We start from the raw sequence: 17439 nt of genomic DNA, 5'->3' as shown, positions 1-17439 counted from the left end.
AGATGCAAGATCTGGTTGAATGCTTTGGCCTGAGCCAACATTGCGGTAGACTAGCGGTTTGCCTTTTTTCCGTGAAGGAATAACCCTGCTGTGTTTCCGATAAGTCCTGTGCAATTACAACTCTGGTTTGATCCTGCAACCTTTCAGCGTGCGCGTGCCTACTGGCAGGCGGGTAAAGTGATCAAACTGGAGTACAACGAAGATTTATCTTCGGTCAGTGCACAGGTCTGGGGCGAAGCGCTGGCGCCTTACCGGCAATATCTGTCGTTAAAACAACAGGACGGAGACTGGTCTCTGACGGATTCCTGTAGTTGCCCGGTCGGCGGTCGTTGTAAACATGTGCTGGCGGTGTTGCTGAAATTAAAACAGTCGTGGGAGCATCAGCAGGTTGATCTGCAGCAGTTGCCGCTGCGTCAGCTGACGCAATGGTTTGCTGATGCCGAGCGTCAGACCGGCCAGTCAGCGGACAGCAACAAGCTGCGCGAAGTGGTGCTGTATATCCTGAGCTACGGCCAGAGTGGTCTGCAGTTGTACCCGCGCCGGGTAAAAAGCAGTAAAAAAGGTGGTTACAGTAAAGGCACCGCCATCAGTGCACAGGATTTCTCCGGTTATTTACAGCCGTATTGGATTGAAGAAGCGGACTTTCGGCTGCTGAATTTATTCCGCGCGCAGAATTTAAAAGATCAGGCGCTACTGGAAGACGACTGGGGTTATGCGTTGCTGCAGCAGATCATGGCGACCGGCCGCTGTTATTTTGGCGAAGCACGGCATCCGCTGCGCTGGAGTGAACCACGCCCGCTGCAATTGCACTGGCTAGCGGGTAAGGATGGCTACACCCTGGTGTGGGATTTAGGCGACGACGCTGATTTGGAAGTGATATATACCCAGCCGCCTTGTTATCTCGACACCAGCAATTACCAGCTGGGGTTACTGGATACTGAACTGAGTGGCCGTGAGCTAAAGCTGTTATCGCGGATGCCGCCGGTACCGGCCAATGCCGCGGCGGATAGTCTGGTGCGGCTGCAGCAGTTGTTTGCCAATGTCAGCCTGCCCATCCCACGTGGAGTCGGCTTAAGCCGGCTCGAAGCAGATGCAGTGCCGGTGTTAAAGCTGGGCCAGACCGATGCCGGTCAGGACAGAGCGCTGCTCAGTTTTGATTATGGTGGCCATCGGCTGCCGCTGGATTTAACCGCGCATCAGACTGAAATTCAGCACAATAATGAACGCCTCTTTATTAAACGTCAGCGTCATATCGAAGTGCAGGCACTGGAGCAACTGACTGAACTCGGGCTGGTACAGCTGGATCCGGCCAAAGACAAAGCCAGTTTTGGCACCGGCGAAGGCCCGGACAATCCATTGTTATGGCAGCAACTGCTGCAAGCCTTGCCGGAATTGCGTGACGCTGGCTGGCGCGTCGAGCAGGACAGCAATTTTAATCAGGCGATTTTGAGCGACCGGCCTTATCTGAAGGTGCAGGACAAAGCCAAAGGCGGTTTTGGCGTTGCTATTGAAGTGGAAGTGGATGGCGTGCAAGTGCCGCTGTTGCCCTTGATCACGCAGTGGTTACGGCAATATGGTCTGCCGACTGCGCAGCAGGAAATCTGGCTGAAGTTACCGCAAGGCCAGCTGGCGTTGCCGGTGAGTTTAATCCAGCCGCTTATTGATACCATTGTCGAGCTGCTGAACCTGCAAAAAGATCCGCTGGAATTGGAATTACCCGACTACAAAGCGGCAATTTTACCGCCCCCGGGCGCGGCCGAAGTGAAATACCTCAATGCCAGCCGGGTGGCGAACTTAAGTTCACAGTTGCAGCAATTTGATGGCATCGCTGAAGTACCGGTGCCGACGCGCCTGCAAGCGACTTTGCGGCCTTATCAGCAACAAGGCCTGAACTGGCTCAGTTTTCTGCGTACCTATGGCCTTGGCGGTATTTTGGCCGACGACATGGGACTCGGCAAAACCCTGCAGACGTTAAGTTTTATCCAAAGTGAACGGGAAGCCGGCCGGCTGAACGAGCCGGTGCTGATTGTCTGTCCGACCAGTTTACTTGGCAACTGGCAGCAGGAAGCGGCACGGTTCACGCCGGAACTGCGGGTGCTGCAAATCTATGGCAGCAAGCGTCAGCATTTGTTTGAACAGCTTGGTGATTATGATTTGCTGGTCACCACCTATCCGCTGATCGTGCGTGATATCAAGGTCTACCAGCATCTGCGTTTTAGCCTGGTGGTGCTGGATGAAGCACAGCATATTAAAAACTCCGGTAGTCAGGCCGCGCAGGCAGTGCGGTTACTCAAAGCCGGATTCCGCCTCGCCCTTAGCGGCACGCCGCTGGAAAATCATCTGGGTGAGCTGAAATCCTTGTTTGATTTTGTGTTGCCGGGCCTTTTAGGTACTGAAACCTATTTCCAGCAAGTGTTCCGTAAACCTATTGAAAAACAAGGCGATATGGAACGTTCCAACGCCTTGAAACAACGCATTGCGCCTTTTATGCTGCGCCGCACCAAAAATCAGGTCGCGACCGAGCTACCGGAAAAAACCGAGATTATCCAGTTGCTGGAACTGGAGCATGACCAGCGCAATTTGTACGAAAGTATCCGGCTGGTGATGGAAACCAAAGTACGGGAGTTGTTCCTGAAAAAAGGCGTGGCGGCCAGTCAAATCGAATTCCTCGATGCATTGCTGAAGTTACGCCAGGCCTGTTGCGATGCGCGTCTGGTGCCGATTGAACAGGCGCAGTCGGTTAAACATAACGCCAAACTGGAATGGCTCAGGGACAACGTCCCCGAGATGATTGAAGAAGGCCGTAAAATTCTGTTGTTCAGTCAGTTCGCCAGTATGCTGGGCTTAATCGAGCAGGAACTGCAGTATCTCGGCATCCCGTACAGCAAACTGACCGGCCAGACCAAAAACCGCCAACAACAAATCGACGATTTCCAACACGGCGACAATCCGATTTTCCTGATCAGCCTCAAAGCCGGCGGCACCGGATTGAATTTAACCGCGGCAGATACTGTAATTCACTATGACCCATGGTGGAATCCGGCAGCGGAAAATCAGGCGACCGACCGTGCGCACCGCATCGGCCAGGACAAGGCGGTGTTTGTTTATAAGCTGATCGCCCGCCACACCGTCGAAGAAAAAGTGCAGCAGATGCAGCAATACAAACGTGGCCTTGCTGATCAGCTGTTCGCCGGCACTCAAGGTCAGCCATGGCAAGGCAGCGCGATGGATTTACTGGCGCTGTTCGGCGATGGTTGAGATTGTCGGAGGCTTCAAGAATCGGACTTTATTTTGCACAATGTGTCAGTTATTTTTACTATTTGTGTAAAATTATTTGTTTCATCATATTATTTATTTGTAAATCAATGAATTACAATTTTGCCTTTATGGCACGTCAATTGCTATGACACATCAAAGCATCCGTTTGTCTAATTAAAGGAAATGATATGAAAATCAAGCTGATTGTAAGTCTGCTGGCCGCTGTAGCCCTTAATGCTCAAGCGACAGTAGTTGATTTCGAAGATCTTTCGAGCCTTGCTCCGGTTGGTAATGGGTATGCCGGTTTTAACTGGACTAGTGGTGGTCAAGGGATTTATGCAATTCATAAAAATTATCACCCAGGCTCCGGTTATGATTTGGGTACGGTGTCTGGCTCAATGACTGTATTAAATTGGTATGCCAAAAGCGGTAATGTTATTAGCTTAGCTGGCCCAGGTACTTTTAAGTTCAACGGTGCTTATTGGACATCTGCGTGGGAGAATCAATCAATTTGGTTTTCAGGTTATAAAAACGGCAATCTGTTATATAGCAGCCAAAAATTTGCGCTGGATACAAAAAATCCACTGTGGATCGGTTTAAACTGGAACGATATTGATCAATTGCACATTTTCAATAAAGAAACGAATCAAAGCCACTGGGCTATGGACGATTTCACTTTTAATGAAGAAACAAAAGCCGTTTCTGCCCCTGGCGCTCTGGCGCTGATGGGTTTAGGTTTTGCGGGTCTTATGTTGCGCCGTAGTCGCCAGAATTAAACACGAACGCGCTGCAACGCGTTTTGTACTGCTAAAGCCGGATCCTTGTCCGGCTTTTTCTTTGGTGTGTTACCCGTGCAACACGCCCTAGCGGTTGTTGCAAACTGAGTCCCTGACAATTAAGACCGATCATCGTGATTAAAAGGGAAACCCGCAGGGCAAATACCTTGCGGGTGATTTAGCTGGCCAACCGCTTTCAAAGCGGTGCATCCACATCTTTAATTGTTACATTGCCATTGATCCGGTTCTCGACCGGCGTTAACAGTTTCACCACTTTATGTGCCTGTTCAGTGCGGGCGAAGTCGACCAGCGGCTGACTGTTGCACACCACTTTTTTCACCGCGTTGTCTTTGCTGATGCGATAGGCTTTTAAGGTTTTTACCAGACCAAAGGCGTCGTCCTGGGCGGCTTCCACGCAGACACTCAACACGGCTTGGTCGATATAAGACAGATCGCCTTTGCTGGCGGTGGCGGGCATTGTAAGACTGGTGGCAACTGTGATGGTTAATGCGGCACTGCGTAATAAAGTCATGGTGTTCATTGCGTATCCCTCGGGGTTATTGGCTTGCTCAGGTGCTGGCCGCGTCGTCAGTACAAGCGCGGTGATGGCGGTATTGTCGGGTGGATCGGACGGGTTGTCTGAGCAAAAGGGACGGCAGGCTGTGCGCAGGTGATGAAGTGACCAGCGCCTGTTTTACCGGGATAAAAGGCAGCTGTTTGGCGCAAAAATGGCCACGATCGCAACGGCTAGATATAGCGATCGTGGCGTCGTGGTTATTTCTCCAGTTTTAGGGTGTAACTGCCGCTGCCACTGACGGCTTTGATCAGCACACGGTAATAGGCGCTGTTGGCGGCATAACTTAATGATTCTTTTGCCGTGCCTGAAGTGGACTGCGCCACGTTAACCCAACTGGAGCCATTCCAGCGCTGCAGGTATAAATCAAAATTCGCGGTCGCCGGCCCGGTTAACGTCAGCCGGAGGGTGCCACCACCGTACTGAAAATAACTGTTGTTTGGCACTATCGCCTGGGCACCGCTGGCCAAATTGCCGCTGTAGGTTTCTCCGCTGGCCGCTGCGACCAATTGAAAGCTGATGGTCGGTGCCGGTGTGCTGATTTGTGCCAGGGCAAACCCTGAATCGGAGCCATTCCACCACAGGCTGTTGGTGCCTTTGCTGGTCAGCGCATTGGGAAAATTGCGGTTAAATTCAGCAGTGCTATTACCGTCGTATAAGTCGGTGGCATCACTGCGATTGCGTTTATTTTCCGGGTCGCGTTTGCCGTCAGCGTGCTCCATCTGGATGTAAGGCTTCCATTCATTAGAGTTGTCACCGCTCGGATCGACGTGCCAGACCACCAGGCCCTGGTCTGGTTGGTATTGTTGCTGGCCGCTTTGGTGAATGGCTTCCAGATAAAACGCTTCTGCGGTATTGGCCGGATTACTCCAGCGATACAGCTGATGGCTTTCTGAGGTATGGCTCAGTAAACCAGACGGCGCCTGGCTATTTAGTTTCGGGTTCAGTTCAACCACGCTGTCCCAGCCCGCCAGGTGGCGCAAGACGCCGACTGGCGGGGTCGGTTTAAATTTGTTCTGCGCGCCAATAGCGCCATAGCCCATCAGGCAAAAAGCGGCGACTGAGCCTTCAGAGCTGCCGTCATAGTCATACAAGTCGGGCCAGCCAAATAACAAATGGCCACTTTCATGGACAAAAGTACCGATGGCCATATTGGTGCCCATGTTGGTGATCTGATAACGCGACGTACAGACGCCGTCAGCACAGAATTTTGGCGACAGACCGCCCATATGTGGCCATAAACCTTTTGACCAGGCGCTGTCGGCTTCACCGGCATAAAAGAAATTCAGCCCCAGAATTTGTTTGCTGCTGTTGGTGGTCAGTGTGGAAAAATCAAAGCCTTCGGTTTTATCCAGCCAGTTTAATGCTTCCGAGATCAACTCCATCGACCGAACGGATGCAGACAGGCTGTTGTCGGTGTAATAAGCCTTGTTCTTCTTCGCGGTGTAATAGCGCGTCACGCTGTTCTGATAATCCAGCTTGCCGGCGGACACAGTGCGAAAATAACCGCGCACCGACTGCGCATTGCCAAAACCGCTGTAGTTGAGGTCATTGAGGAAACTCTCGACTTGAGTTTTGCTGATAGTCCCCGCTTGGTCCGGGAACTGAATAATGACGGTCAGGCCTTTGACGGTAGCCGGTAAGGCGCTGGTACTAATATCCGTCGCCAACGCCGCGGCATCGTCAGCTGGTTCGTCATGCAAGTGTGCTGTGTGCTCTTGCTGCTGTTGACCGAATAGCTGTTGCTGCGCTTGTTTCACTAAGGCAGCTCTGGCGGCCGGGGATAAACCCGGTTCTGCCTGAACCATCGATGTTTCTGCTGTAGCCTGCGGCTGATCGGCTTTGGCTTTGGCCGGCGCTAACGCCAGCTGTCCGGTCGATTCAATGGTTGTACCGTCGGCACTGACGCGGCCATAAGCATAACCTTTTAACTTTGTGTCATAGATCACCAGCCGGCCGTCGGCCAACCGTTGTTCGGCGAAAAAACTGTTGCCGGACAAATAGATAGTTAATGTGTTTCCACCGGGCTGGCGGAACTGAAAGGGCTGGTTGGCATAAGGGATCGCGGCTTGGGCTGTACTGACCCAAAGACTGGCTGTGCTGGTCAGCAGGGCGCTCAGCAGCACTGCGGAGCAGGCAGCTGAAATTGCCCGCAGGCGAGTTGTATAAGGCATGGCGGTGTTCCTGTTGCAAAATGTTGGCGGATGCAGCTCTGTGGCTACTGAGCGGTCTGTATTAGCAGATCCGACTCCAGACTAGTCGGTTTTGGCCAGAGAAAGCGGGAACAACGGCGGCAAAAAAATGATATTTCTGTGATATTTTTTTGAATTTCGAATGAAAAAGGAACAGGCTTTTGCTCTTCAAAAGCCTTCGTTGTCCGGTCATGGTTATTTTCGAAATAAAATGAAGATTTTTCCGGCCAATCCCCGTTGCAGCAACATCAGCTCGCAGCACTAGGGCCAGGCAGGTTATAACTCAGCCAGCCGGCCTTCCCAGTTTTGTTTGTACCGTCTGGATGCGCTGACCACTTTGCCGTCGGATAAAGTGAACTGATAGTCGTTGTGGTGGGTTTTCACTTTATGTACATGGTGCAAATTGACCAGAATAGAGCGGTGAATTTGCACAAAATGCGCCGGTAGCCGCTGCAGCAATTCCTTAATGGTTTCGCGGATCACCAGATTTTCAGACAAAGTCTGCACACACATATAATTGCCGGCGGCTTCAATCACCCGCACATCGATGTCATCAAGCAACAGTGTTGACGCGCCGGTACGGAAGGTCAGTTTATGCGGCTGCGCCACTTCACTGAGTGGCTGGTTTTTATCCAGCGTTGTACGCACATCAAGCAGGCACTGCGCCAGGCGCTGGCGCGATACCGGCTTTAGCAAATAATCAAAAGCGAAATGCTCAAAAGCCGAAAACGCATATTGCTCATAAGCAGTGACCAGTACCAGCAGTGGCGGACTTAATGCCGATGCTTTGTTCAGTTGCTTCAGGATGTCGATGCCTTTGAGCCCCGGCATTTGAATATCCAGAAACACTAAATCGACCTGGTGCTGCTGTAAATAAGTCAGCGTGTCGTCGCCGTTATCAAAACAGGCGTCGATTTGCAGGTTCGGGTAATTGGCAAGTTTGGCTTTCAGATTACTGATCGCCAGCGGTTCATCGTCCGCGATCACCAGCCGGATGGGCTGCATATAACACCTCCAATGGTAAATTCAGCCGGGCGTAAAATCCGCTGGCCGGCTGTAATAAAGTCAGACTGGCTCGATCGCCAAATAGTAGTTCCAGTCGTTCGCGCAGTTGTTGCAGACTGGCCGGCACTAAGTGCTCAGGCCAGATTGGCGCTTGTGGATCGGTCGCTTCGCTCTGAATGGTAAATAACAAAGATTGCGCGGTGCGTTGCAACACGACCTGTAAATGGATCGGGCCGCTGTGCTCGGCGACAGTTGCCAAAATGGCATGTTCGGCCAACGGCTGGAACAATAAAGTCGGCAGTTGCAGTGCAGGCAACAAAGCAGAAGATGCTGGATCCAGCTGCCACTCCAGCACCAGCCGCTCGCCAAAACGGACCTGCTGAATGGCAAGATATGCCTCCAGCGCCTGTAATTCCTCTTTGAGCGGTACCCACTGGTCATCCTGATTCTTTAGTGAGTGGCGTAAAAATGCCGACAACTGTTGGATCAGGTCTTCGGCGGCAAAGCCCTTACGGCTGACAATCAGTGAATTCAGCGCATTGAGCGTATTAAACATAAAATGTGGATTAACCTGATACCGCAGCACTTTCAACCGGGCCTGGCGGGCTTGTCGCAACAATTGCTGGCGGTTTTCCAGCTGCTGCAGCGTGAAAAAATTCAGCTTCATCAGCAAAAATACTCCGATCCAGCCGCATAGTGGCAATAACACCAGCTGAATACCCACGACAAAATAATGGCTCCAGTGCGTGATGCTGTCGGGCCCGCTTTTCATCGCATAATGAGTCAGCAGATATTGTCGCAGCGGGATCAGCAGCAATAACAATGGCGCCAGATACAGCGCGAGGCGTTTCAGCTGCTGCTGCGGACTGATCGGCCGTGCCAGTTCTCGCGCCCCAACCCAGCCGGTGACACTGATATTGATCACGGTGATCAGCGTATAGGTGGCCAGATACGGGAACGAGGCTTCTTTTTGCAGTGGGATCAGCAAGCTCAGATGAGTGTATTTCACTAACAAATAACCCAGCCAATATAGATTGTGCCAGAACCAGAAACGGGTCAGCTGCAGCGTCACTGCGGGTGTCGGGCTTATCATGATGTACTCTGTTGTTGCGGCAGCGCAATGGCAACGACAAAACCGGCCGGCAGACTTTGTACGACCAGTTGGGCTTTCTCGCCGAAGTGCTGATAGAGCCGGTCGCGGATATTGCGCAGGCCCACACCGGTGCCGTGACTGGTCTGCGTTTGCTCACCAGGGCCATCATCCTGCACCGACAGCTGCACTTGCCCGTCCTGCTGACTACCGATAATGGTGATTGTGGCGCCATTTTGCCGGGCTGCCACCGCGTATTTGATCGCGTTTTCTACCAGTGGTTGTAGCAATAGTGCCGGCACCAGTTGTTGTTTCACCTGTTCATCAACTTGCCAGTCCACCCGCAGTTTGTCGCCAAAACGGGTTTTCTGCAGCGTCAGATAGGCTTCAATCGCGCCCAGCTCATCGGCCAGCCGCACCAACGAATCGGGCGAGTGACTCAGCGAATAACGTAAAAAGGTCGATAGTTGTTCCGACATCAGCTCGGCGTCGTCAAACCGTTCCGCTTCCAGCAGCGCACAAACCGAATTCAGTGCATTAAACGTGAAATGCGGATTCAGTTGATGCCGCAATGCCTGTAATTCTAGTTGCTGAATATTCTGCGCCAGCCGGTGTGATTCCTGCAGCTGAGCCTGCTGCTGACAATAACGGTTAAAGCTGAGAAAACCGGCAGCCCAGACAAAGATTTCCAACGCATGGGTGTCGAGCTGCCCGAGTAATAAATTCAGATGAAAATCATATTTTTGCCATAGCGACATACTGGCGTAGTTAAACAGCGGGATGTAGCAGAGCGCGAGCACAGCCGTAGCCAGAAATAACCGTAAGGCCGACAACTGCCAGCGATTGGCCACCGTTATCAGCGCGCTGGTCAGGCCCAGTTGCACGACTAAAGCGCCCATCGACAACAAAAAATATTTCAGTTCGAGTTTTTCCTTCCACACCAGCACTTCCAAGAGCAGGTTTATCACTTCAAACGAAGCGACTGCGCACCAGAACCACAGGTTAAAACGAAATAAACGGGCTAAATCCAACGGCATTTGTGATGGCTCTGCGGTGGCTGTTGACTGCCAGTATATGAACAAACACCGGGTGCAGGGCAAGTGCGGGTTCAGCGGAGGCCGCGCTGGGACGAGCAGGGATAAGCGGGGAAACCTAATTGTCACACAGTGGTTTGTCCGACGCTGCAACTATGACCAGGTTTACGCACGCAGGTCCCCTTATTCACGCAAATAGCGCAGCAATTTGTCAAAAGCCCGGTAGCTCAGGGCTTCGAGTAAATGCGAGCGGTTGATCTCGGCACAATCGGCCAGATCGGCCACAGTCCGCGCGACTTTCCATAATTTATGAAAGCTGCGGCTCGACAGCTGCAGTTGCTGCACTGCCTGCTCCAGAAAGATGCTGTCGGCGCTGTGCAGTGGACAACTGCGTTCTAACTCACCGCTGCTGAGGCGGGCATTCGGTTTGCCCTGACGGCTCAGCTGACGTTCTCGCCCGGCCAATACCCGTGCCGCGACCTGAGCACTGCTGTCGCCAGTCTGAGCCTGACTGAGCTGGCCGGCCGGCAATAACGGCACTTCAAGCTGTAAATCAATGCGGTCCGTTAGCGGACCGGAAATACGTGCCAGATAGCGCAGAATTTGTTCCTTGCTGGCGCGGCCATCCAAGTGATGCCCGGTTGGGCTCGGGTTCAGCGCTGCCACCAGCTGAAACTGCGCCGGAAACTCGGCCTGGCGACCGGCCCTGGAGATATGTACCACGCCGGTTTCCAGCGGCTCACGTAGCGCGTCCAGCACGTGGCGCTGAAATTCCGGCAGTTCATCGAGGAATAACACGCCATGATGCGCCAGCGAAATTTCGCCGGGCTTGGGTAATTTACCGCCGCCGGCCAGCGCTGGTGCCGAGCTGGTGTGATGGGGCTGACGAAACGGTCGCTGGCGAAAACCGCCGGGCGCCGGCAACGCGGCAATTGAATACAAGGCGGCACTTTCCAGTGCTTCACTAAAAGTCAGCGGTGGCAAAATACCGGGCAGACGCTGCGCTAGCATCGACTTGCCGGTGCCAGGCGGGCCGTACATCAGTAAATTATGCGAGCCGCAGGCAGCGATCTCTAACGCCCGTTTAGCATGTTGTTGGCCTTTAACATCCGATAAACACAGTGGGTTATTTATAGGTGTCGCGACTGGTGCCGGGATGGCGGGCAATGCCTGTTGACCGAGTAAATGGCTGTGCACCTGCAGCAGGTGCCAGGCGCCGAGCACGCCGGCGTCAGGGATTTGCTGCGCTGCGATGGCGTTTTGCATCGGCAACAATAATGAGCGCCCGGCTTGTTGTGCGGCGAGTGCCAGTGGAATTTCACCGACAATAGGCCGGATCTCACCGGAAAGCGCCAACTCGCCATAAAATTCGGTGTCTCCTACTGCAGAGGCGGGCAGCTGGCCGCTGGCGACCAGAATGCCAATGGCGATCGGCAAATCAAACCGACCACCTTCTTTGGGTAAATCGGCAGGGGCCAGATTGACGATTATTTTGCGATCCGGAAAGTCAAAACCACAGGTCAGCAAGGCGCTGCGCACCCGGTCCCTGGCTTCCCGCACAGTGGTTTCCGCCAGACCGACCAACTGAAACGCCGGCAAACCAGCTGACAAATGCACTTCAATCGTCACCGCCGGAGCTTCCAGCCCCAGTCGTGCCCTGCTGTGGATCAGCGCCAGTGTCATACACATCCTTGCGAAGGGATAAACTTAACTGTTTAGCAAAAGGTTAATAAATTGCAAATATATTTATTGATTTACACCGGTCGGCGCACTGACTTTCTTCTTACCACGGAAGCCGCTACACTGGCCCCTTATCAGTCATTCAGCTGTTTTTTCTGACGTATTTCGCCCGGGCCTCCATGATCACAGAAGTGCAAACTGCAAAAAGTCGTTATCTGTTTTACCGGGTTATCGGATATCTGCTGGTGATCCTGTCGATGTTTATGCTGCTGACCGCCGGTGTTGCGGTGTATTTTAATGAACAAAGTTTCTGGAGTTACCTGACCAGCAGCCTGCTGACGATCAGCGTGGGTTACAGCTTGGTGTATAAAGGCCGCCACGACTTTGTGTTGATGAAACGGCAGTTATTCCTACTGACCACTTTGTGTTGGTTGTCGATTTGTTTATTTGCCACCTTGCCGTTTGTGCTGGTGCTGCCGGGCATCAGCTATGTCGACGCCGTGTTTGAAACGGTGTCGGCGATCACCACCACGGGGGCAACGGTGCTAAAAGGCCTTGATACTATGCCGCGTGGCTTGTTGTTCTGGCGTGCGGTGTTGCAGTGGATTGGTGGTGTCGGGATTATCGTCATGGCGATTGCCATTTTACCGGCGTTGAAAATCGGCGGGATGAAGTTATTTAAAACGGAAAACTCGGATATTTCCGAGAAGATCCTGCCGCGTAGTTCCAGTTTGTCGCTGATGATTGGCGTGGTCTATCTGACGATGTCGGCCAGCTGTATGACGCTGTTTTATCTGTTTGGTATGAACGGATTTGATGCGATCACCCATGGCATGACGACGGTCGCCACCGGTGGTTTTGCCAACTATGACGCATCCTTTGGTCATTTTAACGATCAGCCGGAATTGCTGTGGATCGCCTCCGTCTTTATGCTGCTGTCTGCGTTACCGCTGGTCCTGCTGGTTGGCACTTTGCGCGGCCATAAGTGGCTGTTATTGCGGGATCCACAAGTGCGGGCGTTTTTGTCGATCACCGCGTTTTGTGTCGTGTTGCTGACGTTGTATCAGCATCATCACAATGACAGGCCGTTGCTCGACGCGTTGACCCATACCACTTTTAACGTCATTTCGATTATCACCACTTGTGGTTATGCCAGTGAAAACTATGCAGCCTGGGGTGGCCTGGCGCTGATCATCTTCTTTTATCTGACTTTTTCCGGTGGTTGTTCTGGTTCAACAACCGGCGGCCTGAAAATATTCCGTACGCAGCTTGCCGGCCTGCTGCTGATTAAACAATTTAAACTGCTGGTGCATCCGAATGCGGTCTGGGTACAGAAATACGGCAGTAAACCGGTCAATGACCAGCTGCTTGGTTCAGTACTGGCATTTTGTTTTATATATTTTGCTTCAATAGGCGCCTTGGCACTGGGCTTATCAATGTATGAGCTGGATTTTGTCACGGCGCTGACTGGCGCGGCGACTGCGATCAGTAATGTTGGTCCGGGCCTGGGGCCGGTAATTGGACCGGATGGCACATTTGCCAGTTTACCTGATGGCGCCAAATGGCTGATCAGCTTTGGTATGTTATTGGGCCGGTTGGAAATTCTGACCGTGCTGTTGTTGTTTACCCCGATGTACTGGCGTTTTTAACGCCGCTGGCGGCACCGGCAGATTTTTGTCTATTTGCCTTGCGTTGCTGTTGTTTTCACCTAGAATGACGATCCGTCAACTTTTCACGGATCGACAGATGACAGATGTGCAGTCTTCTTTGACTCCCGCTGCAGCACCCGCCGTTGCACCGTCGTCAACGTCCCGCAGCAAAGCGCGGCAGCAACGCGAACAGCAGTTGTTGGAGCTGGCGCAGCAGGTCCTGCGTCAGGACGGCTTCACCGGTCTGACCATGGACCGCCTCGCCAGCTTGTCAGATGTCTCGAAAGGCACCCTCTATAACCATTTTTCCAGTAAAGAAGATGTGCTGACTGCGCTCAGTGTCGATTCTCTGCAACGGTTATTACAGTTGTTTCAGCACGCCAGTACCTTCAGCGGCCATAGCCGCGAGCGTGCTTTGGCGCTACATCATGCTTATCACAAATTCAGTGCTGCGGAGCCGACGTTGTTTTTATGTCTGCTTAGTGCAGCGACGCCTGGCGTGATGGAAAAAAGCTCACCAGCGCGCTTGCAGCAGCGCCAGCAACTGGAAATGCAGTTGCTGCAATACTGTCAGCATGTGCTGTCAGACGCACTGGACGATGGCAGTCTGCAGCTGCCAGTGGGCGTATCGCTGGAGCAATGGTCTTTTATCAACTGGGCGCTGGCATTTGGGTGCAACGCACTGTTTGTACCGCTGCGCCAGCTCGGACTTTTTGCCGGTTTGGCCGCGCCGCAAGTTAATTTACACAGTATCAATTTATTGTTTGATGGCATGGGCTGGTTGCCACTGTCATCCGGTTGGGATTACCAGCAAAGCTGGCAGCAGATTGGCCAGATGTTCGGCAGTCAAATTGCCGATGGCACGGACCCCCTATTATCGCCACGTAAGCAGGAGCAGGCATGAAACATCCTTGGTTAGATTATTCGGTGCAACGGCCTTGGCTGGCCATTGCACTGGTGCTGCTGGTGACAGTGTTGTTCAGTATCGGTGCGAAGAATCTGTATTTCCGCGGTGATTTCCGCATCTTTTTCTCTCAAGACAACCCGCAGATGCAGGCGTTTGAACGGATGCAGGCGCAGTTTAATAAAAGCGACAATATGCTGGTGGCGGTGGTGCCGGTCGAGGGCGACGTGTTCAGCCCTGAAGTATTAACGGTGGTGAAAAAACTGACCGACGCCGCCTGGCAAACCCCTTATTCACTGCGGGTCGACTCCATCACCAATTTTCAGCACACCGAAGCACAGGATGACGACTTGCTGGTCGAAGATTTGTTGCTGGATGTGGCAGATTTAAACGAAGAAAAGATAAGCAAAATAAAGAATGTTGTTCTGAATGAACCCGCGCTAGTCAAACGGCTGGTATCGGAAGATGGCCTGATGACCGCGGTGAATATCACGGTGCAACTGCCGGAAAAAAACCAGAATCAGGAAGTGGCAGATGTATACAGCCACGTGGCGGCGCTGACAGAAAAACTGGCAGCAGAACATCCGACCGTACAATTTAAACTGGCCGGTGTCATTGCACTGAACAATGCTTTTACTGCCGAAGCGCAACATGACGCCAGCCTGCTGGTGCCGATGATGTTTGTCACGATAGTGCTAATCCTGGCGTTGATGCTGCGTTCTGCACTGGCCGCTTTTGCTGTGGTAATCATCATCATTCTGACCATTACCTCGACGCTCGGGCTGGCCGGTTGGGCTGGTGTGTTTTTAAGTACTGCAACTGTCAACGTGCCAACTTTGGTGATGACGCTGGCGGTGGCAGACAGCGTGCATCTGATTGCGTCGACGCAGTTTTTGATGCGGCAGGGCCATGCCAAACCTGAGGCGATCCGCCAGGCGATGCTGCTGAACGCAATGCCGGTATTTATCACCAGTGCCACCACTGCAATAGGTTTTGTCACACTTAATTTCTCGGAAGTGCCGATTTTGCGCGATTTCGGCAATATGGTGGCGGTGGGGGTGATGATCGCCTGGCTACTGACTATTTTGTTACTGCCGTCGTTGCTGGCTTTACTGCCAATCAGTTCAGGCCATGATTCTAAAGATTTTTCCGGCATGGACGCGCTGGCCGAATTTGTCATTCGCCGGCCGGGCCCGATCTTGGTTGGTACTGTCGTGCTAACCCTGCTTGGTGGTTATCTGACTATGCAAAACCGGATTAACGATGAAGCGGTTAAATACTTTTCGCAGAACACGGAGTACCGTCAGGCGGTTGATTTAATGGAAGAGCGTCTCGGCGGCGTATCGCTGATGGATTTTTCCATCGAAACTGGCATTGAATCCGGTGTCAACGAGCCGGCTTTTATCGCAGCCATTGATGCTTTTGGTGATTACCTGCAAAGCCTGCCGGAAGTGAAGCATGTCAGCCGGATCAGTGACACCTATAAACGGCTGAACAAAAGTATGCATGGCGATGACCCGGCGTATTATCGCCTGCCGGAAAGCCCGGAGCTGGCGGCGCAGTATTTATTGATGTACGAAATGTCATTGCCGTTTGGTCTGGATTTAAGTAATCAGCTGGATCTGGATAAAAGTGCCACTAAGGTTGGCATTACGATGCAAAACCTCGGTAGCAAAGAAATGACTGCTATTGAAGACAAGGCGTTGGGGTGGTTTCGCCAGCAATATCCGCAGTATCAGATCGAAGCGTCCAGTACCGCGCTAATGTTTGCCCATATCGGTGAGCGCAATATGGCCAGCATGATGCAAAGCCTGCCGCTGGCTGCAGTGCTGATCTCGGGGCTGCTGATGCTGAGTCTGCGTTCATGGAAACTGGGCACCATCAGTTTGTTGCCTAACATGGTGCCTGCGCTGTTGGGCTTTGGTGTCTGGCAGCTGTTGTCCGGTGAGATTAATCTGGGCTTGTCGGTGGTGGCGTCGATGAGTCTCGGCATTATCGTCGACGATACCGTGCATTTTTTGGCCAAATATCAACATGCCCGTCAGGAGGGCCGTAGCGCCGAAGACGCGGTGCGTTATGCGTTCCATAGCGTGGGCTGGGCCTTAGTTGTCACCACAGTCGTATTGGTGATCGGCTTCTCGGTGTTGTTGTTATCTGATTTCCGGCTGAATTCTGATATGGGCCTGTTGACCGGCATTATTCTGCTGATCGCGCTGATTGTTGATTTCTTATTTTTACCGGCGGTGCTGCTGAAACTGGACCGCAAACCCTATAAAACACTGTCATCGACAGCTGATACGAACGGAGTCTGATATGAATAAAGTGCATCACACCAACCTCGCAAAACCGCTACAGCGCTTCTGGCCGGCTGTATTGTGTCTTGGTCTGCTCAGCGCCGCGCTTAGCAGTGTGCCGGTGGCAGCCGATGATGGCGGCAAAGGTCTGACTATTGCCAAAGAGCGGGTGGCGCGGGATGAAGGCTGGAAAGACAGTGAGTCGAAAACCACCATGGTGCTGCGTAATGCTCAGGGTGAAGAGAATAAACGCGAGATCCGCAGTATCAGCCTGGAAGTGGCCAATGACGGTGACAAAGGCCTGACGATTTTTGATGAGCCGAAAGACGTGCGGGGCACGGCTTTTCTGAACCACTCACACACCGGTAAACCAGACGACCAATGGTTATATCTGCCGTCGGTCAAACGGGTTAAACGCATCGCATCCCGCAATAAATCCGGCCCTTTTATGGCCAGTGAGTTTGCCTATGAAGACTTAAGTTCGTTTGAACTGGCGAAATTCAAATTCACCTGGCTGCGCGACGACACCTTAGATGGCGAAGCAGTATTTGTTGTAGAGCAAGTGCCGGTTGATGAATTTTCCGGCTATAGCAAAAGTGTGGTCTGGCTTGATCAGGCGGAATACCGCGCACGCAAAATCGAGTTTTATGATCGTAAAAATGCCTTGTTAAAAACGTTGGTGATGTCGGATTACAAACAATATCTGAACAAGTACTGGCGGCCGCTGAAGCTGCAGATGACTAATCACCAGACCGGCAAAAGTACCGATCTGCTGGTGCGGGATATTGAATTTGGTAAAGGCCGGACCGATGCCGACTTTGATACCAATGCGCTGCAGCGCAGTCGTTGATTGCCGATTGGGCCGGTCATCGGACTGGCCTGAGAATTGCTGAGTGATTTCTTTTGTGCAGTTGGTAAAGCTGCAGAATTCAACCATGCTGAAAACAGCGTTAACCTCGGCAGTGTCAGATCCCGGAACTGAA

At 52.4% G+C, this 17439-nt stretch carries 12 protein-coding genes; 6 read left to right on the top strand and 6 right to left on the bottom strand.

What is annotated here, in order from left to right:
- The first annotated feature begins 90 nt into the window (after positions 1 to 90).
- Positions 91 to 3258, top strand: coding sequence for a DEAD/DEAH box helicase (locus ACFFJP_RS14445; RefSeq protein WP_377245426.1), 3168 nt, complete (start codon positions 91 to 93; stop codon positions 3256 to 3258).
- Between the two features lie 188 nt (positions 3259 to 3446).
- Positions 3447 to 4034, top strand: a complete 588-nt coding sequence (locus tag ACFFJP_RS14440; protein ID WP_377245423.1) for a PEP-CTERM sorting domain-containing protein — start codon at positions 3447 to 3449, stop codon at positions 4032 to 4034.
- Positions 4035 to 4230: 196 nt separating this feature from the next.
- Here ACFFJP_RS14440 and ACFFJP_RS14435 read toward each other — a convergent pair whose 3' ends face one another.
- The 6 genes from ACFFJP_RS14435 to ACFFJP_RS14410 all read right to left on the bottom strand — a co-directional run bounded on the left by ACFFJP_RS14435 (position 4231) and on the right by ACFFJP_RS14410 (position 11612).
- Positions 4231 to 4575 carry a DUF3718 domain-containing protein gene (locus tag ACFFJP_RS14435; protein ID WP_377245420.1) on the bottom strand — a complete coding sequence of 115 codons (345 nt, stop codon included), beginning with the start codon at positions 4573 to 4575 and terminating at the stop codon, positions 4231 to 4233.
- A 233-nt stretch (positions 4576 to 4808) separates the two neighbouring features.
- The gene (locus ACFFJP_RS14430; protein ID WP_377245417.1) at positions 4809 to 6782 is read right to left on the bottom strand and encodes a M6 family metalloprotease domain-containing protein; all 1974 of its coding nucleotides are present in this window, start codon (positions 6780 to 6782) and stop codon (positions 4809 to 4811) included.
- A gap of 294 nt (positions 6783 to 7076) precedes the next feature.
- On the bottom strand, positions 7077 to 7805 hold the full coding sequence (locus tag ACFFJP_RS14425) for a LytR/AlgR family response regulator transcription factor (protein WP_377245414.1): 729 nt from the start codon (positions 7803 to 7805) through the stop codon (positions 7077 to 7079).
- Positions 7771 to 8898 (bottom strand): sensor histidine kinase, encoded by a 1128-nt coding sequence (locus ACFFJP_RS14420; protein ID WP_377245411.1) that lies wholly within the window; start codon positions 8896 to 8898, stop codon positions 7771 to 7773. The genes ACFFJP_RS14425 and ACFFJP_RS14420 overlap by 35 nt, the downstream gene beginning before the upstream one ends.
- Positions 8895 to 9932, bottom strand: a complete 1038-nt coding sequence (locus ACFFJP_RS14415) for a sensor histidine kinase (protein WP_377245408.1) — start codon at positions 9930 to 9932, stop codon at positions 8895 to 8897. Before ACFFJP_RS14415 ends, ACFFJP_RS14420 begins: the two co-directional genes overlap by 4 nt.
- A gap of 180 nt (positions 9933 to 10112) precedes the next feature.
- Entirely contained in the window at positions 10113 to 11612 is a 1500-nt protein-coding gene (locus ACFFJP_RS14410) for a YifB family Mg chelatase-like AAA ATPase (protein WP_377245405.1), read from the bottom strand.
- Positions 11613 to 11800: 188 nt separating this feature from the next.
- Here ACFFJP_RS14410 and ACFFJP_RS14405 point away from each other — a divergent pair, with 188 nt between their 5' ends.
- From ACFFJP_RS14405 to ACFFJP_RS14390, 4 genes are all read left to right on the top strand, one after another.
- Positions 11801 to 13258 carry a TrkH family potassium uptake protein gene (locus ACFFJP_RS14405; RefSeq protein ID WP_377245402.1) on the top strand — a complete coding sequence of 486 codons (1458 nt, stop codon included), beginning with the start codon at positions 11801 to 11803 and terminating at the stop codon, positions 13256 to 13258.
- A 97-nt stretch (positions 13259 to 13355) separates the two neighbouring features.
- Entirely contained in the window at positions 13356 to 14162 is an 807-nt protein-coding gene (locus ACFFJP_RS14400) for a TetR/AcrR family transcriptional regulator (RefSeq protein ID WP_377245399.1), read from the top strand.
- Positions 14159 to 16474 carry an efflux RND transporter permease subunit gene (locus ACFFJP_RS14395; RefSeq protein WP_377245396.1) on the top strand — a complete coding sequence of 772 codons (2316 nt, stop codon included), beginning with the start codon at positions 14159 to 14161 and terminating at the stop codon, positions 16472 to 16474. The genes ACFFJP_RS14400 and ACFFJP_RS14395 overlap by 4 nt, the downstream gene beginning before the upstream one ends.
- Before the next feature lies 1 nt (position 16475).
- On the top strand, positions 16476 to 17306 hold the full coding sequence (locus ACFFJP_RS14390; RefSeq protein ID WP_377245393.1) for an outer membrane lipoprotein-sorting protein: 831 nt from the start codon (positions 16476 to 16478) through the stop codon (positions 17304 to 17306).
- Positions 17307 to 17439: the final 133 nt, after the last annotated feature.

It is taken from the genome of Rheinheimera tilapiae (genome assembly GCF_042432165.1).
GTDB classification, from domain to species: domain Bacteria; phylum Pseudomonadota; class Gammaproteobacteria; order Enterobacterales; family Alteromonadaceae; genus Pararheinheimera; species Pararheinheimera tilapiae.
The sequence above is the reverse complement of the archived record's forward strand: the minus strand, read 5'-3'. Positions and strand labels throughout refer to the sequence as shown.

What these genes read in the sequence shown, in the direction of transcription:
- ACFFJP_RS14440 (WP_377245423.1), top strand. Translation starts at nt 3,447, where the DNA reads ATGAAAATCAAGCTGATTGTAAGTCTGCTGGCCGCTGTAGCCCTTAAT.
- ACFFJP_RS14435 (WP_377245420.1), bottom strand. Translation starts at nt 4,575, where the DNA reads ATGAACACCATGACTTTATTACGCAGTGCCGCATTAACCATCACAGTT.
- ACFFJP_RS14430 (WP_377245417.1), bottom strand. Translation starts at nt 6,782, where the DNA reads ATGCCTTATACAACTCGCCTGCGGGCAATTTCAGCTGCCTGCTCCGCA.
- ACFFJP_RS14425 (WP_377245414.1), bottom strand. Translation starts at nt 7,805, where the DNA reads ATGCAGCCCATCCGGCTGGTGATCGCGGACGATGAACCGCTGGCGATC.
- ACFFJP_RS14420 (WP_377245411.1), bottom strand. Translation starts at nt 8,898, where the DNA reads ATGATAAGCCCGACACCCGCAGTGACGCTGCAGCTGACCCGTTTCTGG.
- ACFFJP_RS14415 (WP_377245408.1), bottom strand. Translation starts at nt 9,932, where the DNA reads ATGCCGTTGGATTTAGCCCGTTTATTTCGTTTTAACCTGTGGTTCTGG.
- ACFFJP_RS14410 (WP_377245405.1), bottom strand. Translation starts at nt 11,612, where the DNA reads ATGACACTGGCGCTGATCCACAGCAGGGCACGACTGGGGCTGGAAGCT.
- ACFFJP_RS14400 (WP_377245399.1), top strand. Translation starts at nt 13,356, where the DNA reads ATGACAGATGTGCAGTCTTCTTTGACTCCCGCTGCAGCACCCGCCGTT.
- ACFFJP_RS14395 (WP_377245396.1), top strand. Translation starts at nt 14,159, where the DNA reads ATGAAACATCCTTGGTTAGATTATTCGGTGCAACGGCCTTGGCTGGCC.
- ACFFJP_RS14390 (WP_377245393.1), top strand. Translation starts at nt 16,476, where the DNA reads ATGAATAAAGTGCATCACACCAACCTCGCAAAACCGCTACAGCGCTTC.